This window comes from Lentihominibacter faecis, from assembly GCF_014306095.1.
Classification (GTDB): domain Bacteria; phylum Bacillota; class Clostridia; order Peptostreptococcales; family Anaerovoracaceae; genus Lentihominibacter; species Lentihominibacter faecis.
In genome coordinates this window covers 1-14,651 of sequence record NZ_JACRWC010000012.1, presented here as the reverse complement: position 1 = coordinate 14,651, position 14,651 = coordinate 1, and the positions used below count along the sequence as shown (strand labels likewise).

Genomic DNA, 14,651 nt, shown 5'->3' with positions numbered 1-14,651 from the left:
GCAGCAATCATCGCATGGGTTCTGGCATTCATCTTCCCACTCCTTACATACTTCGGAGTACAGGGATCCTTCTGGACATTCATCAACTCGATCAACTACGTATGGTCCTTCGTAATCGGATTCGTAGTATACATCCTGCTGATGAAGACCAGCCTGGCTGGAAACTCCAGCGTTACAGAAGAAGAACACGAAGCTTTCACAGAAAGAGCTTAGTTCTTACCTGAACAAAACGAGAATAAATAATGATAAGACCGGGAAAGCCGGAGTGCACAGCACTCCGGCTTTCTTTTAACTTTTTTTAAGACACAAAGACAGGTTTAAGTTTTTCTTTTTACAGCAGCAGACCCCGCCGTTTCCAGCCCCATTCCTCTCGAACTTCCTGAATTGTCAGAACAGAATAAAAAAAATACAAAAATCTAAGAATTTTTTTCATGGAGTATTCCGGTCATATTTGTCGCTTTTTTGCCTCCTGAAACCGGTTTTACAAAAAAGGTAAAGTCGGGTCTACAATAATGTGAATTTTACCTGTTGCGCTACACCCAGGTTCACCTGTTATACTACGTACTGTAAATAAATAAATTATAACACCGTTTGAGGCTATCGTGATTTCGTGTACGTTGACTTAGCACCTTTTAATCGAATGAGTATAAATAGCTTTAAACAATAAAACTGCACCATAAGGCTCGGTGCAGTTTTATTTTTCTCTTATTGTTTTTCAGATCACACTATTTTCTTACCGTAAAATTGTCGATCAGGCGGGTCTTGCCGATATTTACAGCCAGAGCGATCAAATCACCGTCTCCGATCCGATCCGCCGGAAGCAGGCTCATGCCATCTACCGCATCCACATAGTCTATTTCAGCAAGCGGTTCCGTACCTATGATATCTTTGATCAGTTCCGTCACTGGCTGACTTTCTGTTTTCCCGTCTTCTGTATCAAGATGCTCTTTCAGGTACTCCTGTGCTTTACAGATGGCCTGATACAGGATCCCGGCCGCTTTCCGCTCCTCCGCATCAAGGTAAGCATTGCGGCTGGATTTTGCGAGACCGTCTTCTTCCCGCTTTGTCGGGCATCCTACGATCTCGATCCCAAACAGCAGATCTCTGGTCATCTGCCGGATAACCGCCAGCTGCTGCGCATCCTTTTCCCCGAAAAAAGCTTTATCCGGCATAGCGATGTGAAACAGCTTGCTGACTACCGTGCAGACGCCACAGAAATGCTCCGGACGACTTTTCCCGCAAAGCTGCTTCGTCATATCCGATCGAAGCTCCACGAAGGTTGCAGCCCCTTCCGGATACATTTCCTCTACGCTCGGATGAAAGACCAGATCGCATCCATGTGCCTCTAAAACCCCACAATCCCGGTCAAAATCTCTCGGATAGGCATCCAGATCCTCTCCTGCCGCAAACTGAGTCGGATTGACGAATACCGACGTCACGACGCGATCACACTGCTCCTTTGCAGTGTCTACAAGAGAAGCGTGGCCTTCGTGAAGCGCACCCATGGTGGGTACCAGACCCACCGTCAGCCCCTCTCTTTTCCAGTCAGCCACCTGTTTTCTCACTTCTTTTATGGTCGTTGCGATCTTCATCTTCTATTTCTCCTTCAGCTTCTCGATGATTTCTTCTTCGATCTTAAATCCATGGGCCTCCGTCGGATACGTTCCCGCCTTGACTTCCTGATCGTAATCCTTAAACGCCTGCACCATCATCTCTCCCGCATTGGCAAAATGCTTTACGAATTTCGGAACGTAATCCTGGAACATACCCAGCATATCCTGATATACCAGCACCTGACCGTCACAGCCTTCCCCGGCGCCGATACCGATGGTCGGGATCGCCAGCTTCTCACTGATGAGCGCAGCCAGCTTTGCAGGAACACATTCAAGGACGACCATGAACGCCCCGGCTTCCTGCACATCGTATGCATCCTGCAAAATCCGGGCCGCCTGTGCCTCGCTCTTTCCCTGGACTTTAAAACCACCAAAAGCGTTGACCGACTGCGGCGTCATGCCGATGTGAGCAACTACCGGGATGCCTGCATCCGTAATAGCCTTGATCTGATCCTTTACAGCCGCTCCGCCTTCCAGCTTGACTGCATTGCAGCCGGTTTCCTTGATGAGGCGGCCTGCGTTGACCACAGCATCGTATACGGACGTCTGATAGGACATGAACGGCATATCCACAACGACGAAAATATCATTGCAGCCTCTGACAACTGCCGCGCCGTGATGGATCATATCTTCCATGGTAACGGAGAGCGTATCAGGATATCCCAGCATAGTATTCCCCAGGGAATCGCCCACCAGGATCATGTTGATCCCGGAGCTCTCCATCAGCCGTGCTGTAGAATAATCGTAACAGGTAAGCATGGAGATCTTCTCGCGGGATTCCTTCATTTTCATTAAGCTTAATACGGTATTTTTCATTTTGATCCATCCTTTCTCAGCAGCCGCCGGATCTCTGTATAGTCCCTCTCCGGATGCCTGTGCTGCGCCAGCTCTGTGATACGTCGGGAAAGCAGCCGGTAAAGCTGCCGATCTTCCGCCGTCTCAAGGCACTGTAAATGTTTCTGTATCGTTTCTTCATCGTTTCGTTCCACTGGTCCTGTGAGGCTCTTTTCGGGGCCGTCAGATGCGATATGAGCCATGTTTCCCTTCAAAATAGGGCGTAATGCCGTCAGAGCGTTTTCTTCGCTGAAACCGCACATCTGAAGCAGTTCCATGCTGAAATCCACCAGCCCGCACACCAGATTGCTGGCGACAGCCGCCGCACAGTGATACCTGGTCTTGTCCTCCGGACGGATCATGCCGACCGGGTTTCCCAGGCTCTCAAGCCACTCCTTGATCTCCTCCAGGTGAGGATCATCCTCCGCGTCTGCACTTCCTTCCAGTGTAAAAAAAACATCCGTCAGTTCACGGTAAGCTTCATATTTATCGCTTACGGCGAACAGCGGATGGATCGAATATCCATAAGCACCGGTCTCCTCGATTCCTGCAAAGGCTTCGCGGGAGCTCATGGCGCCACTGCAATGACATATTAGTTTTCCTGTTACATTATATCCGGAAAGTTCCTTCCAGACCGCTTTTATGTTTCCATCGGGAACAGTGAGGAAAATCATATCACATTCACTTAGTATTCCTGGCATCGTATCGTATGCGTTCGAATTGGTGAATCGTGCCGCGTCTCTCGCTGACTCGCTGCTCCGGCTGTAGTAGCCCTTGACGGTCGTCTGCGCGGCGTTTATGCTGCTGTCTGCGGCTGCGCTTGCTGCACTGTCCGCGTCGGCATTTGCTGCAGCTGCGTGCGATCCCCGCTCGTTCTGCAAAGCATCCTGTTGCCGGACAGCAAAGTATTTTCCCAGGCTCATGCCTGCTTTTCCTGCTCCTATAAAACCTATATTCAGTTTGCATCCCTCCTCTGTAAAGTCTTCCCGATCCCGCGGTCGATTATGTGCCGCGTACTGTGCAGGTGCTTGTCGCACGGCTGCATCATGCGTCGGGAGCGTGCCTTTTCTGGCTTTTTCAATGACTTTCAATGACTTTTCAGTGAAGTGATATCCTTTCTCGTCTCGTTCCTCTTCGGATAAAAGCGCCGGCCTTGTTTTCGGCCGAATAAGGAAAATGAATATGTTTTTATATTCTCCGGTATAGTTTCTGCCGCCAGGATCTGTCTGTCCCATTGGCTTACTGAATACCATCCATCCGGATTTTATGATAGCACAGGGAGACGGATTTGAAAAGGGAAAATTGCAAAAATAAAGGTGGCACCTCATTTGCTAACACCACATAAGGAAGTAACTTAAAAATTATAAGAATACTGCTTTATAGGGCATTGCAAAGAACCGAGAAAGACTTTGACTGTAAAAGGTCAGAGTCTTTTTTCTATCTTGAATCCGCACATTCGTCTTTGGATTTTATATTAAGTATTTAGTTGTAACACATGTATTGTAATCCTACATTTTGATTAGCGTTTTTTCTCCGCACCTCTTGTAAACCAGAAAGAAGCGCGATATAATATGACCAAATAAACCGAAATGGTCATATTTAAGGGGCGCAGGCTTGGCTTTTACCGATTACGAGACTGATCAGCTCCGCAAGGCACTGCTGAAGGAAACACGGCGCTGCGCCGTCACACTGGGGATGAAGAAAACCTCCGTAGAGCAGCTGACGAAGGCGGCCGGCATTGCGAAGGGCTCGTTCTATAAATTCTACGAATCCAAGGAAATGCTTTTCTTCGCGGTTTTGGAGAACGTTCACTCCGAGCTTTACGGAGTGGCTGACCATGCACTGCGCGAATCTGACGGCTTGCAGCCGTCGGAACGTGCGGCAAAGGCTGTCCTTGCCGTCTGTCGGCGGCTGTCCGATACCGGCGATATGGTTTTCATTGAAAACGATGCGAAGCTGCTTTTGCAGAGACTGCCGAAGGATGTCAAAAATGTGCATTACCACGACGACGAGACGCACATTCGTCAGCTTCTGGAAAAATATAGTCTTGTTCCTAAACGGGGGATTTCACTTGCCGCCGCGACAGTACGCGGACTGATTCTGACCGTCTCACACAAGGAGCAAATAGGAGGACTGTACCCGCAGGTACTGGAAACGCTAGTGTACGGTGCTTGCAGGGCGTTATTTGAATAAGCGAAAGACCGCAGAAATGCGGCTTTTCTAAGGCACGACGGTTAGCGCCATCTAACCGCCCGGATGCACGCGTCGGTTAGGTTAATCTAATATTGAAAGGAATGACAGAGATGCAGGAACACAAGAATTTCTGGGACAAAAATGCCGGACGTTACGACCGCTTTATGCGAAAGGATGGGGCGGCGTATGACGAGATGTATGAGATGATCCGGCCGGTCGTGCGGCACAAAACGGTGCTGGAGCTGGCGACCGGCACGGGACTGATTGCAAAGCACATTGTGAACGCGGCGGCACACATCGAGGCGACGGACGCCTCTGCGGAGATGATCGCCGAGGTGAAGCGGGATAACCGCTCGGCAAAGCTGCACTTTTCCGTGCAGGATATGTTCCGCCTGCCGTATGCGGATCAGTCCTTCGATGTGGTAATCGTATCCAACGCGCTGCATATCGTGCCGCAGCCGGAAAAAGCCCTGCAAGAGATAAAACGGGTACTGAAAGATGATGGCGTGTTGATCGCGCCCACCTTTACCCATGCGGAAAACTCGTTTTCCGGCAAGGTCAGGGCATTTTTTATGAGGATGGCAGGCTTCCCTCTCCGCAGCAAGTGGACGAGCGAGGAATACCTGCGCTTTCTACGGCAAAACGGCTGGGCGGTGCGGAAAAGCGTTGTTCTGAAAGCGTCATTTCCGTTAACTTATACCGAATGTGTGAAATCGGAGGTGTGATAAGATGTCATTTTTTGAGAACACCCGCAAGCCTATAGGGCTTGGCGGAAAAATTATGGTTGCCATGATGAACCTTGGGCACAGTCCTGTGGCACGGTGGGGGCTTTATTTTTTGGAGCTTGCTCCGGATGCCAAGGTACTGGACTGCGGCTGCGGCGGAGGGGCGAACATCAAGAGACTTCTGAAAAAATGCCCGGAGGGTATTGTCAAGGGCATTGACTATTCCCCCGTCAGTGTGGAGAAATCCAAAAAGGTCAATGAGACTGCCATCGTGGAGGGACGCTGCGCCGTTCTGCAAGGCAGCGTGGCGGATATGATGTTTGTTGATAACTGGTTCGATGCGGTGACGGCCTTTGAAACCGTCTATTTCTGGCCCGATCTGCCGCAGTGCTTCCGAGAGGTTTATCGGGTGCTGAAGCCCGGCGGGACATTACTCATCTGCAACGAAAGCAACGGCGACACGGACAAGGACGAGAAGTGGACGGAGATCATCGGCGGCATGACCATCTACAAGGACGCCGAGCTGAAGACGTATCTGGAGCAGGCGGGCTTTCACGATGTGCAGATACACAAAAAGAAAAGCTGGCTCTGCATTACGGCGTGGAAATGAGGAGACTAAATCATGAGTATCTTTGCATCTATCTTACGCAGCGTATACAAGCTCTCCGGCGCGAAAAAGGCGTTCGCCTTGCCGGAGGATGCACTGCGAAAGGAAATTGAAAAACAGAACCGGCATCGTGGCGTTTTTACGCCCACCGACCGCAAGGCATATTATGAAACGATTGCGATAAACGGCTTTCCCTGCCTGATCGTGCGAGAGCATCCGAAGCCGTCCGAGCGCGCGATTCTTTATTTTTTCGGCGGCGGCATGGTGATCGGCCCGGACAAAGGCGACCTCCCTGTGATGCGCAAGCTCTGCCGCGAGACCGGCTGTGATGTGTGGTTTCCGTTTTACCCGCTCTGCATGGAGCACTGCATTACTGAAACATACGCGATGGTGTACGAATGTTACCGCAGAATGGTCGGCTTGTACGGTGGCGGGAACGTCAGCACCTGCGGCTTTTCCTCCGGCGGTGCGCTGGCTTTGGGGATTGCGGCGCACAATAACGCGCAGCCCGAGCCGCTGACGCAGCCGAGGCACATCGTCGCCGTATCCCCCGGCGAGGTGCCGTGGAACGACGCGGAAAAGGTACGGATGCAGGCGCTCAATGAACGGGACGTTTCCATCGACTATTCCTTTATGGTGACGGTGGAGAAGTTCATGCGGCACGGCTGCGAGAATGTGCCGGACTATATGCTCTCCGGCTCTCGGGGAGATTTTACCGGCGTAGGCGATATTCACTTCTTCTATTCTGCCGACGAAGTGCTCTACGGTGCTTTGCCCGATTTTGAAAACGCCTGCAAACGGGCAAATGTCCCCTATACGGTGTCCGCCCGCCCGAAGATGGTGCATTGCTACTGTATGCTGCCGATCTTCAAGGAAGCAAAGGAGGACTTTGCGAAAATCGTGGACATTTTGAAAAAATGAGATCGGAAACGGTCGTGTGATGATTGAAACACGGAGGAATAACCATGGAACAAAAAGAAGCCATTCGCGGTGCGTACCGAATGACGGGCGGAAACAGTTTTTATGACGGCATGATCACCTGCTCTACTCTGAGCGGGAAAGCGGTGTGCCGCTTGGTATGGGCAATGAACAAGGCGGAAAACGACGCCTATCTAGAAAAGGCAATGTCCGGTATTCCGGAGCATTTCTCCGGCAAGCTGCTGGAAGTGCCGGTCGGAACCGGTGTTCTGACCATGCCGGTTTACCGGGCTATGCAGGAGGCGGACATCACCTGCCTCGATTACTCGGTGGATATGATGGGGCAGGCACAGGAAAAAGCGAACCGACTGAATCTGAACAACGTAACCTTTCAGCAGGGCGATGTGGGAGCACTCTCCTATGCAGACGACACCTTCGACATCGTTTTGTCGCTGAACGGCTTTCATGCTTTTCCGGACAAGGAAGCCGCTTATCGGGAGGTTTTCCGGGTCTTGAGACCCGGCGGAACCTTCTGCGGCTGCTTTTATGTGATGGGCGAGCACAAGCGGACGGATTGGTTTGTCCGGCATGTTTATGAAAAGGCAGGTTTTTTCACACCGCCCTATGAGACGGTTTCCAGTCTGAAAGTACGGCTGGATGGAATGTATACGGATGTGAACATGGGAAAACTGAAAAGCATGGCATGGTTTGTCTGCCGAAAAGCGGGTTAAATCTGAGATAGTCTCATGCACACAAGAAAGAACAAGGAGGGAGGCAATCAGATGAAGGACAACGAACTTCCATTCGACCGCAAAAGCCATGTGCTGTATTCAAAGCCTTGCAAGAAAGAGATACAGGCAAAAATCGCCCTGCACTATCCGGAAGCAGAGCGGGAGACAGTATGGGAAAAGGTGCAGCGGCAGTACGCGGTCTTTCTCTCCGACTGGCGCACCGACTTGGGCGGCAAAAAGAACTTCCACAACAGCGTAGGCGGCACCTACGACTGCATCGCCATCATGAGCTATTATGTGGTCTGCAAAGCAGTTACTTCGTTCCGTGAAATCGAAGAGATGGAGGAAAATCTGATTCTTCCGACTTTCCGCAAGCTGAAATTTGTGGACTGCAACAAGCCGTTCTGGAGGAAGCTGATGTACAAGGCGTTTGTTCGTGCGAAAAGCGGCTGCGACAAATGGCACGATTACGAGATGTCGGTTGCGCCTTATGAAACTGACAAGCCTATTTATTATGAATTTACGGCGTGCCCGGCAGCGGAGTTTGCTATCAAGCACGGTCTTACGGATATTATGCCCGCCCTGTGTAATGTGGACTTTGCGTCTATGGAGTTGCTCCATGCAAGGCTTATACGGACGAACACCTGCGTGAACGGCTGCCGGTGCGACTATACCATCTGCGGCGACCAGGACCCGTATGTAAAAGAACATCCCGAATATCGGGATGAAGCCGGATTTCGGCGAAACAAGCAACAATTCACGCAAAGGCGGTGAGATAAATGAAAACTTTTCTCGGAATACTGATTCCCTTTCTCGGCACAACGTTGGGTGCATCCTGCGTGTTTTTTATGAAAATATGAGGTGATAGAAATGCTGTTTCAAACATATGGCGACAGGAGGAATCCTGCCGTGCTGTTCTTTCATGCAATGGGTGTGACAGGAGCGAGTAGCGAACCGATTGCGAAATATTTACAGGATCGGTATTTCTGTATTCTGCCTACCTCCACCGTTTACTGCGAGGGGCAGAAATATGTCAGCAAGCTGGACGAAATACGGCAGGTGGAGGACTTTCTGCATCGACAGAGCGTGGAGCGGCTGGCGATGGTGGTCGCTTCTTCCATCGGTGCAGACCTTGCCATGGCGTTTCTGACGCAGACGAAGCTGCCCGTGGAGCACGCTTTCTTTGACGGCGGGCAGTTTGCGCAAATCGGAAAAGGTACGCGCCGCATTATGACACCGTTTCTGTATTTCGCTATCAGGAGCCTGTACTGGTCGAAGGGCGGCACACTGAAAAAGGTTCTGTGGTGTGACGACGATTCCATAAAGCCGTATTTTATAGCCGCAGGGGGAAAATCTGACCTATACAAATTTGCGGCGGCATATTCTGGACAGCCTGGAGGATAAGCCCTTTCCGTCCCTTCCCGAAGAACTGCAAAAGCATATCTATTTCGAGTTTGGCAGCATAGAAGATCATTTCAAATACCGTCAGGCAGTGATGGAAGCCTACCCCTGCGGCCATTATCCCGTGTTTGAAGGATACGAGCATATGCAATATCAGATACGCGATCCAAAGGGGCTCGCCGAAATGCTGGCACACATCGCCGAGCGTGACTGTATGCCGGAACTGCCATTTATCAAAAAGTGAGTGATACCCATGAAATACAAAATTGAGAAAAACACCGTACAGGAGACGCTGATCATTCCGCTGTATGCGCGGAAGGTCTGTTCAGAACTATACCCGAATCTTTACCGGGACGAAACAGCGGTTCGCCTGATTGACGAGATCGACTACGATTTTTCTGAGGCGGAGAAAAAATCTCGCAGCCTGATGCAGCGTTTCGGTTCGCTGGAGGTGGCCATGCGGCAGAATGACCTTGCTTGCGAGGTGCGGGATTATCTGAAATCTCACCCCAAAGCGGCGGTGGTCAATCTGGGCTGCGGGCTGGACAGCACCGGAAGAGCCTGCGACAACGGCAGCTGCAAGATGTACAATTTGGACTTTCCCGATGTCATAGCCGTGCGTAACGAGCTTTTGCCCGCCGGGGAGCGTGAGGAAAATATCCCCTGCAATCTGAACGATACGGCATGGTTTTCTGAAATCGACGCTTCAAACGGTGCAGTATTCTTTGCCTCCGGCGTGTTCTACTACTTTCTGACAGAGCAGGTCAAGGCGCTGGTACAGTGCATGGCGGACTCTTTCCCCAGCGGTGTGCTTGTATTTGACGCTGCGAATCGGACGGCGGTGAAGATGATCGCCAAGACATGGCTCAAGAATGCGAAGATCAAGGATGTTGGCGCGTATTTCGCGGTTTCCTACGCTCCCAAAGAGATCGGCGCGTGGGACAGCCGTTTGCAGGTCACCAGCCGGGGCTATATGCTGGGCTACAACGACCTTCGCGATCCATCCGTCAGCGGCTTTTTCCGTTTTCTCGCCAGAGTCGGTGACGGAATGATGAAGATGCAGATCGTAAAGATTAGATTTGGAGGCAAGCAATGAAAATTCTGGTATATGGTGCAGGTGTTTTAGGATGCAATCTGGCAAGGAATCTGTTTCGTGCTGGAAAGGACGTGACCCTGCTTGCCCGGGGAAAATGGGCAGAGGAAATCAGGAAGAACGGACTGCGGATCAAGGACAAATTTTCGCCCCGCACCTCGGTCAGCCGCATTCCGGTGGTGACTGCGCTTGCACCGGATGCAGCATACGATGTGATTTTTGTTGTTCTGCGCTATACACAGTTGGATTCCGTTCTGGACACGCTACGAACGAACCGGACGAAGAACATCGTTTTTGTGGGTAACAATGTGCAGGCAAGAGCGCTGGCGGCGGCACTGCCGGAGAAAAATGTCTTGTTTTCCTTTGCTCTCTCTGCCGGGCATCGGGAATCTGACCGGGTCGTTTCTATTGACCTGAAAAAGATCACCATCGGGCAGCTGCCGGACGTAGCCTCCAATAAACAATTGATCGGGCAAATATTCTGCGGCACAAAATACAAGGTCGCTTACGAGCCTAATATGGAGGATTATCTGCTCTGCCATGCCGCGTTTGTGATGCCGGCGGTCTTTGCCTGCTATAAGACGGACGGTGACCTGAAAAAGCTCAAGGGAGACACCGCGTACCTGAACCGTCTGCTGGATGCCAACATAGAGGGCTATCGTGCCATACGAAATGCGGGGCACGCCATTTTGCCAAAGGCGGACGCAGATTTTGAGAGCGAAAAGTACCGCAAGACCTGTCTGCGCTTCTTTAAACTCATGTGCGCCACCTCGCTGGGCAAACTCTGCGCCTCTGACCATGCCATGAACGCAATAGAAGAAATGAGCGCACTGAATCGGGATATCAAGCGGTTCTTTGATGAGAACGGCGCGGCTTATCCCGTGTGGCAGGCGCTGGAGGCAGGTGCCGGCAGCCACATGGATGTCCGTAATGAGCCAGAGCAGTACCAATACCGCCATCGTGATCTGGTGCATCGCGGCTGTGGTTTATGAGAGAAAGCACACTTAATAAAAAAGGAGTCTTGAATATGAAGCCTGACTATAAAAATTGGATCCCCAGGGGAATGCTATTTTCACTCATCGCGGGAACGGTGCTGTCCCTTGCGCTGCTGCTGGTTTTCGGCGTATTCGGCGTCTGTGTGAGCGGAAAGCTGCGCGTCGTGCTGGGAGTGGTGTTCGGCATTGCCTTTGTCGTTTGTGCAAAGTACACCCAGTGGTGCGTGAATGCCTATCGGAGCTTTTCCTATGACGGCGAGCGCAAGCTCTCAAAGCAGATCATTGACGGCACGGCGGAGCATATCACGCTGCCGGAGGGCGGCGTGGGACTGGACATCGGCTGCGGCAGCGGTGCGCTGACCATTGCCTGCGCAAAGCGCAATCCCCAGGGAAAAATGATCGGTATCGATCGCTGGGGCAAGGAATACGCCTCCTTCAGCCTGCCGCTGTGCGAAAAAAACGCCGCTGCGGAGGGCGTGAAGAACGCTTCGTTCAGGCGCGGGAACGCCGTAAAGCTAGATTTCCCCGACGAGAGCTTCGACGCGGTGACCAGCAACTATGTCTATCATAATATCACGGGAAAGGACAAGCAGCAGCTTCTGCTGGAAACGCTGCGCGTGCTGAAAAAAGGCGGAACATTTGCTATCCATGACCTGATGTCGCCCCGTAGATACGGCAATATGCAGGCATTTATCCAAAAGCTCAGGGACATGGGCTATGAGCGCGTGAAACTGATTGACACGACCGACAGCAGCTTTATGACGCCGAAGGAAGCCGGACGCCTGATGCTTCGCGGTTCAACATTGCTGGTGGGAAGAAAGTAAAGCGGCAACGGCATCAGCGAAAGCTGACCGTTCCCTTGCTGAAATTATGCATGCAAGGCTTATCCGAACGCAGACCGAAGCGCTAAGCTACTGCGACGATTGGTATGATGGGGACAAAATCCTGGTGCTTGAAAAGCTCAGGAATCAAATGCAGATATAAGACATAATAAGCGCAGCAACCCCCGCACCGGTCAGGCGATCGGTGTGGGGGTTGCTGTTGCTGTTGAAGATCTGAAAGCAAATTTGACCGTTCAAAGTCGCTGCTTTTTCATTTTTCCGATCAATTTATCTTCTCTATCCGGACATAGCAGTTACACGCCCGGTTCAAAAATTCATAATCGTGCGTGACGACAAACAGAATATAACCGTGCTGTGACAATTGCTTCAACCTTTCGGTCACCTAGCACATATGGCGGAAGTCCAATCCGCTTGTCGGCTCGTCAAAAATCAAAAATTTCTTTTTGGCCATAATTGCCTGACAGATGGCAAGTCGCTGCCGCTGTCCGCCCGACAGGGTAAGCGGATGCCGGTCGATGCAGTCAAGCAGGTCAAAGCTGTTCAGCAGATTTTCAATCTCCTGATTGGTGGCATTCGGATTGGCCGACAAGCACTCGTTTTTCACACTGTCCGAAAAAAGCTGATGGTTGACATCCTGCATCACCATACCGAACTGCTTGGTTCTTGCACTGTGGGATAGCTTCCCGCCGCGGAAAATCACTATTGCACCGTATAGGCATTAAATTAAAACATCCTTATGTGGTATTGGCATTCTAAGCTATCACCTCTTTTATGCATTTTCTTCTAGCTTCTGTTCTGCTGTTCTACCAGCTTGTCTGCGCCGTATTTTTTACGCAGCGCCGGTTTTTCGATCTTGCCGGTCGCATTACGCGGTACTTCTGCGAAGATGATCTTCTTCGGACGCTTGTAGCGCGGCAGCTCTTTGCAGTAATCCTCGATCTCTTCTTCGGTGCATTCCATACCGTCTTTGACTTCGATGATGGCACCGGTGATCTCGCCCAGACGCTTGTCCGGAAGACCGATGACTGCAACGTCTTTCACCTTGTCGTAAGCGCTGAGGAAGTTTTCGATCTGTACCGGATAGATATTTTCTCCACCGCTGACGATAACGTCCTTCTTTCTGTCTACCAGGAAAATGAATCCGTCCTCGTCCTGCATGGCCATATCGCCGGTATACAACCATCCGTCCTTCAGAGCCTTGGCTGTAGCTTCTGGGTCGTTGTAGTAGCAAGTCATGACGCCAGGTCCCTTGACGCAGAGTTCTCCTACGTCTCCCTGCGGCACTTCCACGCCGTTTTCGTCCACGATCCTGCACTTCCAGCGATAGCCCGGCACGCCGATGGCACCGACTTTGTGGATGTTTTCCATACCCAGGTGAACGCATCCCGGTCCGGTGGATTCCGACAGGCCGTAGTTGGTGTCGTATTTATGATTCGGGAAGTATTCTTTCCAGTGGGTGATCAATGATGGCGGTACCGGCTGTGCACCGATATGCATAAGTCTCCACTGGTCCAGATCATAGTCTTCCAGCTTGATATCGCCGCGATCCAGGCTGTCGAGGATATCCTGAGCCCATGGAACCAGCAGCCACACAATCGTGCAGTGTTCCTTGGAAACGGCATCCAGGATGATCTCCGGTGTCGTACCTTTAAGGAGCACAGCCCTGCTGCCTGCACACAGGCTTCCCATCCAGTGGAATTTCGCACCGGTGTGATAAAGAGGCGGGATGCACAGGAACACATCGTCTCGACTCGTTTCGTGATGCTTCTGTTCCATCTGTGCAGCCTGCATCAGACTTTCGTGATTATGTAAAATTGCCTTGGGGAATCCAGTTGTTCCCGAAGAGAAATAGATCGCTGCATCGTCATCATCATCAAGACGCACCAGTGGCGGCTGGCTTGAGCAGTCTGCCACCAGTTCACGATAGCTTTCCGCGAAGGTAGGGCATCCGTCCCCAACGTAAATCAGCAGTCTGCCCTTGCTCAGGTCTTCTTCGATAGATTCTATACGTCCGATAAATTCCGGACCGAACATGAGGATATGCACCTCTGCCAGATCAGCGCAGTATTTGATTTCATCCGCCGAAAACCGGAAATTGAACGGTACGGCGATGGCACCTGTCTTCAGGATCCCGAAATAGATCGGCAGCCATTCCAGGCAGTTGAACATGAGGATCGCTACTCGGTCACCCTTCTTGATCCCTCTGGAAAGAAGCATATTGGCAACTCTATTAGCCTTTTCATCAAAGATGCTCCATGTGATTTCTCTTCGATAAGGGGTCGAGGATGTCTGCTGTACCAGATCGTACTCCTTCCAGGTGGTCTTTCTGTGATCTTTCATCATTGGGTTCAGCTCTACGAGAGCGACTTCATCGCTGTAAAGCTTATGGTTTCTTTCAAGTAAATCGGTTACCGGCATGGTCTCCCCGTCCTTTCGTGTTTTTGTTTGATTCTCCATCCTCCGGAAACGTGTTGCTTCCATAAATGAGTAGAGCCTGTGCCAAAAGCACAAGCTCCGTTTATCGTACCATATATTTGCTGTAAGGTCAATGTGCTCACGAATAGTTGGGCAGGTCGGGTGTGTAGGATTACAATACATGTGTTACAACTAAATAAAGAAAAAGCGGAAACTTCAATTCTGTGTTAAAGTTAAGTTACCACACAAAACCATACACTGGAGGTTTCCGCATGACAAGTATA

General features: G+C 51.0%; 16 protein-coding genes. 11 read left to right on the top strand and 5 right to left on the bottom strand.

Annotation, left to right across the window (positions count from 1 at the left end; translation table 11 throughout):
- Positions 1 to 213 (top strand): hypothetical protein (locus tag H8876_RS00715; RefSeq protein ID WP_249286142.1); only part of this gene is annotated, 213 nt, incomplete at its 5' end.
- A 512-nt stretch (positions 214 to 725) separates the two neighbouring features.
- On the opposite strand, the gene panC is transcribed toward H8876_RS00715, so the two are convergent.
- The 3 genes from panC to H8876_RS00700 are packed head-to-tail and all read right to left on the bottom strand — an operon-like array spanning position 726 to position 3,682.
- Positions 726 to 1,592, bottom strand: coding sequence for a pantoate--beta-alanine ligase (gene panC / locus H8876_RS00710; RefSeq protein WP_249286141.1), 867 nt, complete (start codon positions 1,590 to 1,592; stop codon positions 726 to 728).
- A gap of 3 nt (positions 1,593 to 1,595) precedes the next feature.
- Positions 1,596 to 2,429, bottom strand: a complete 834-nt coding sequence (gene panB / locus H8876_RS00705; RefSeq protein WP_177264991.1) for a 3-methyl-2-oxobutanoate hydroxymethyltransferase — start codon at positions 2,427 to 2,429, stop codon at positions 1,596 to 1,598.
- A complete protein-coding gene (locus tag H8876_RS00700) occupies positions 2,426 to 3,682 on the bottom strand; it encodes a Rossmann-like and DUF2520 domain-containing protein (RefSeq protein WP_249286140.1) in 1,257 nt (418 codons plus the stop codon). Before H8876_RS00700 ends, panB begins: the two co-directional genes overlap by 4 nt.
- Before the next feature lie 379 nt (positions 3,683 to 4,061).
- Here H8876_RS00700 and H8876_RS00695 point away from each other — a divergent pair, with 379 nt between their 5' ends.
- The 10 genes from H8876_RS00695 (at position 4,062) to H8876_RS00650 (ending at position 11,934) form a co-directional block, all read left to right on the top strand.
- Positions 4,062 to 4,640 carry a TetR/AcrR family transcriptional regulator gene (locus H8876_RS00695; protein ID WP_249286139.1) on the top strand — a complete coding sequence of 193 codons (579 nt, stop codon included), beginning with the start codon at positions 4,062 to 4,064 and terminating at the stop codon, positions 4,638 to 4,640.
- Positions 4,641 to 4,750: 110 nt separating this feature from the next.
- Positions 4,751 to 5,365, top strand: coding sequence for a class I SAM-dependent methyltransferase (locus H8876_RS00690; protein WP_249286138.1), 615 nt, complete (start codon positions 4,751 to 4,753; stop codon positions 5,363 to 5,365).
- A gap of 4 nt (positions 5,366 to 5,369) precedes the next feature.
- Positions 5,370 to 5,975, top strand: coding sequence for a class I SAM-dependent methyltransferase (locus tag H8876_RS00685; protein ID WP_249286137.1), 606 nt, complete (start codon positions 5,370 to 5,372; stop codon positions 5,973 to 5,975).
- 12 nt (positions 5,976 to 5,987) lie between these two features.
- Positions 5,988 to 6,893 carry an alpha/beta hydrolase gene (locus H8876_RS00680; protein ID WP_249286136.1) on the top strand — a complete coding sequence of 302 codons (906 nt, stop codon included), beginning with the start codon at positions 5,988 to 5,990 and terminating at the stop codon, positions 6,891 to 6,893.
- A gap of 44 nt (positions 6,894 to 6,937) precedes the next feature.
- Entirely contained in the window at positions 6,938 to 7,621 is a 684-nt protein-coding gene (locus tag H8876_RS00675) for a class I SAM-dependent methyltransferase (protein WP_249286135.1), read from the top strand.
- Between the two features lie 51 nt (positions 7,622 to 7,672).
- Positions 7,673 to 8,395 carry an L-2-amino-thiazoline-4-carboxylic acid hydrolase gene (locus H8876_RS00670; protein ID WP_249286134.1) on the top strand — a complete coding sequence of 241 codons (723 nt, stop codon included), beginning with the start codon at positions 7,673 to 7,675 and terminating at the stop codon, positions 8,393 to 8,395.
- A gap of 96 nt (positions 8,396 to 8,491) precedes the next feature.
- Positions 8,492 to 9,025, top strand: a complete 534-nt coding sequence (locus H8876_RS00665; protein ID WP_249286133.1) for an alpha/beta fold hydrolase — start codon at positions 8,492 to 8,494, stop codon at positions 9,023 to 9,025.
- Between the two features lie 250 nt (positions 9,026 to 9,275).
- Positions 9,276 to 10,118, top strand: coding sequence for a class I SAM-dependent methyltransferase (locus H8876_RS00660; RefSeq protein ID WP_249286132.1), 843 nt, complete (start codon positions 9,276 to 9,278; stop codon positions 10,116 to 10,118).
- Positions 10,115 to 11,107 (top strand): ketopantoate reductase family protein, encoded by a 993-nt coding sequence (locus tag H8876_RS00655; protein ID WP_249286131.1) that lies wholly within the window; start codon positions 10,115 to 10,117, stop codon positions 11,105 to 11,107. The genes H8876_RS00660 and H8876_RS00655 overlap by 4 nt, the downstream gene beginning before the upstream one ends.
- A gap of 35 nt (positions 11,108 to 11,142) precedes the next feature.
- Entirely contained in the window at positions 11,143 to 11,934 is a 792-nt protein-coding gene (locus tag H8876_RS00650; protein WP_249286130.1) for a class I SAM-dependent methyltransferase, read from the top strand.
- Between the two features lie 400 nt (positions 11,935 to 12,334).
- Here the strand turns inward: H8876_RS00650 and H8876_RS00645 are convergent, their stop codons facing one another.
- Together H8876_RS00645 and H8876_RS00640 are read right to left on the bottom strand one after the other, a co-directional pair.
- The gene (locus H8876_RS00645; RefSeq protein ID WP_346727818.1) at positions 12,335 to 12,652 is read right to left on the bottom strand and encodes an ATP-binding cassette domain-containing protein; all 318 of its coding nucleotides are present in this window, start codon (positions 12,650 to 12,652) and stop codon (positions 12,335 to 12,337) included.
- Positions 12,653 to 12,735: 83 nt separating this feature from the next.
- Positions 12,736 to 14,409, bottom strand: coding sequence for a class I adenylate-forming enzyme family protein (locus tag H8876_RS00640; protein WP_465250718.1), 1,674 nt, complete (start codon positions 14,407 to 14,409; stop codon positions 12,736 to 12,738).
- Positions 14,410 to 14,651 lie beyond the last annotated feature (242 nt).

Excerpts from the sequence above, each read along its gene's own strand:
- panC (WP_249286141.1), bottom strand. The coding sequence starts at position 1,592 with ATGAAGATCGCAACGACCATAAAAGAAGTGAGAAAACAGGTGGCTGAC.
- panB (WP_177264991.1), bottom strand. The coding sequence starts at position 2,429 with ATGAAAAATACCGTATTAAGCTTAATGAAAATGAAGGAATCCCGCGAG.
- H8876_RS00700 (WP_249286140.1), bottom strand. The coding sequence starts at position 3,682 with ATGGGACAGACAGATCCTGGCGGCAGAAACTATACCGGAGAATATAAA.
- H8876_RS00690 (WP_249286138.1), top strand. The coding sequence starts at position 4,751 with ATGCAGGAACACAAGAATTTCTGGGACAAAAATGCCGGACGTTACGAC.
- H8876_RS00685 (WP_249286137.1), top strand. The coding sequence starts at position 5,370 with ATGTCATTTTTTGAGAACACCCGCAAGCCTATAGGGCTTGGCGGAAAA.
- H8876_RS00680 (WP_249286136.1), top strand. The coding sequence starts at position 5,988 with ATGAGTATCTTTGCATCTATCTTACGCAGCGTATACAAGCTCTCCGGC.
- H8876_RS00675 (WP_249286135.1), top strand. The coding sequence starts at position 6,938 with ATGGAACAAAAAGAAGCCATTCGCGGTGCGTACCGAATGACGGGCGGA.
- H8876_RS00670 (WP_249286134.1), top strand. The coding sequence starts at position 7,673 with ATGAAGGACAACGAACTTCCATTCGACCGCAAAAGCCATGTGCTGTAT.
- H8876_RS00665 (WP_249286133.1), top strand. The coding sequence starts at position 8,492 with ATGCTGTTTCAAACATATGGCGACAGGAGGAATCCTGCCGTGCTGTTC.
- H8876_RS00660 (WP_249286132.1), top strand. The coding sequence starts at position 9,276 with ATGAAATACAAAATTGAGAAAAACACCGTACAGGAGACGCTGATCATT.
- H8876_RS00655 (WP_249286131.1), top strand. The coding sequence starts at position 10,115 with ATGAAAATTCTGGTATATGGTGCAGGTGTTTTAGGATGCAATCTGGCA.
- H8876_RS00650 (WP_249286130.1), top strand. The coding sequence starts at position 11,143 with ATGAAGCCTGACTATAAAAATTGGATCCCCAGGGGAATGCTATTTTCA.
- H8876_RS00640 (WP_465250718.1), bottom strand. The coding sequence starts at position 14,409 with ATGGAGAATCAAACAAAAACACGAAAGGACGGGGAGACCATGCCGGTA.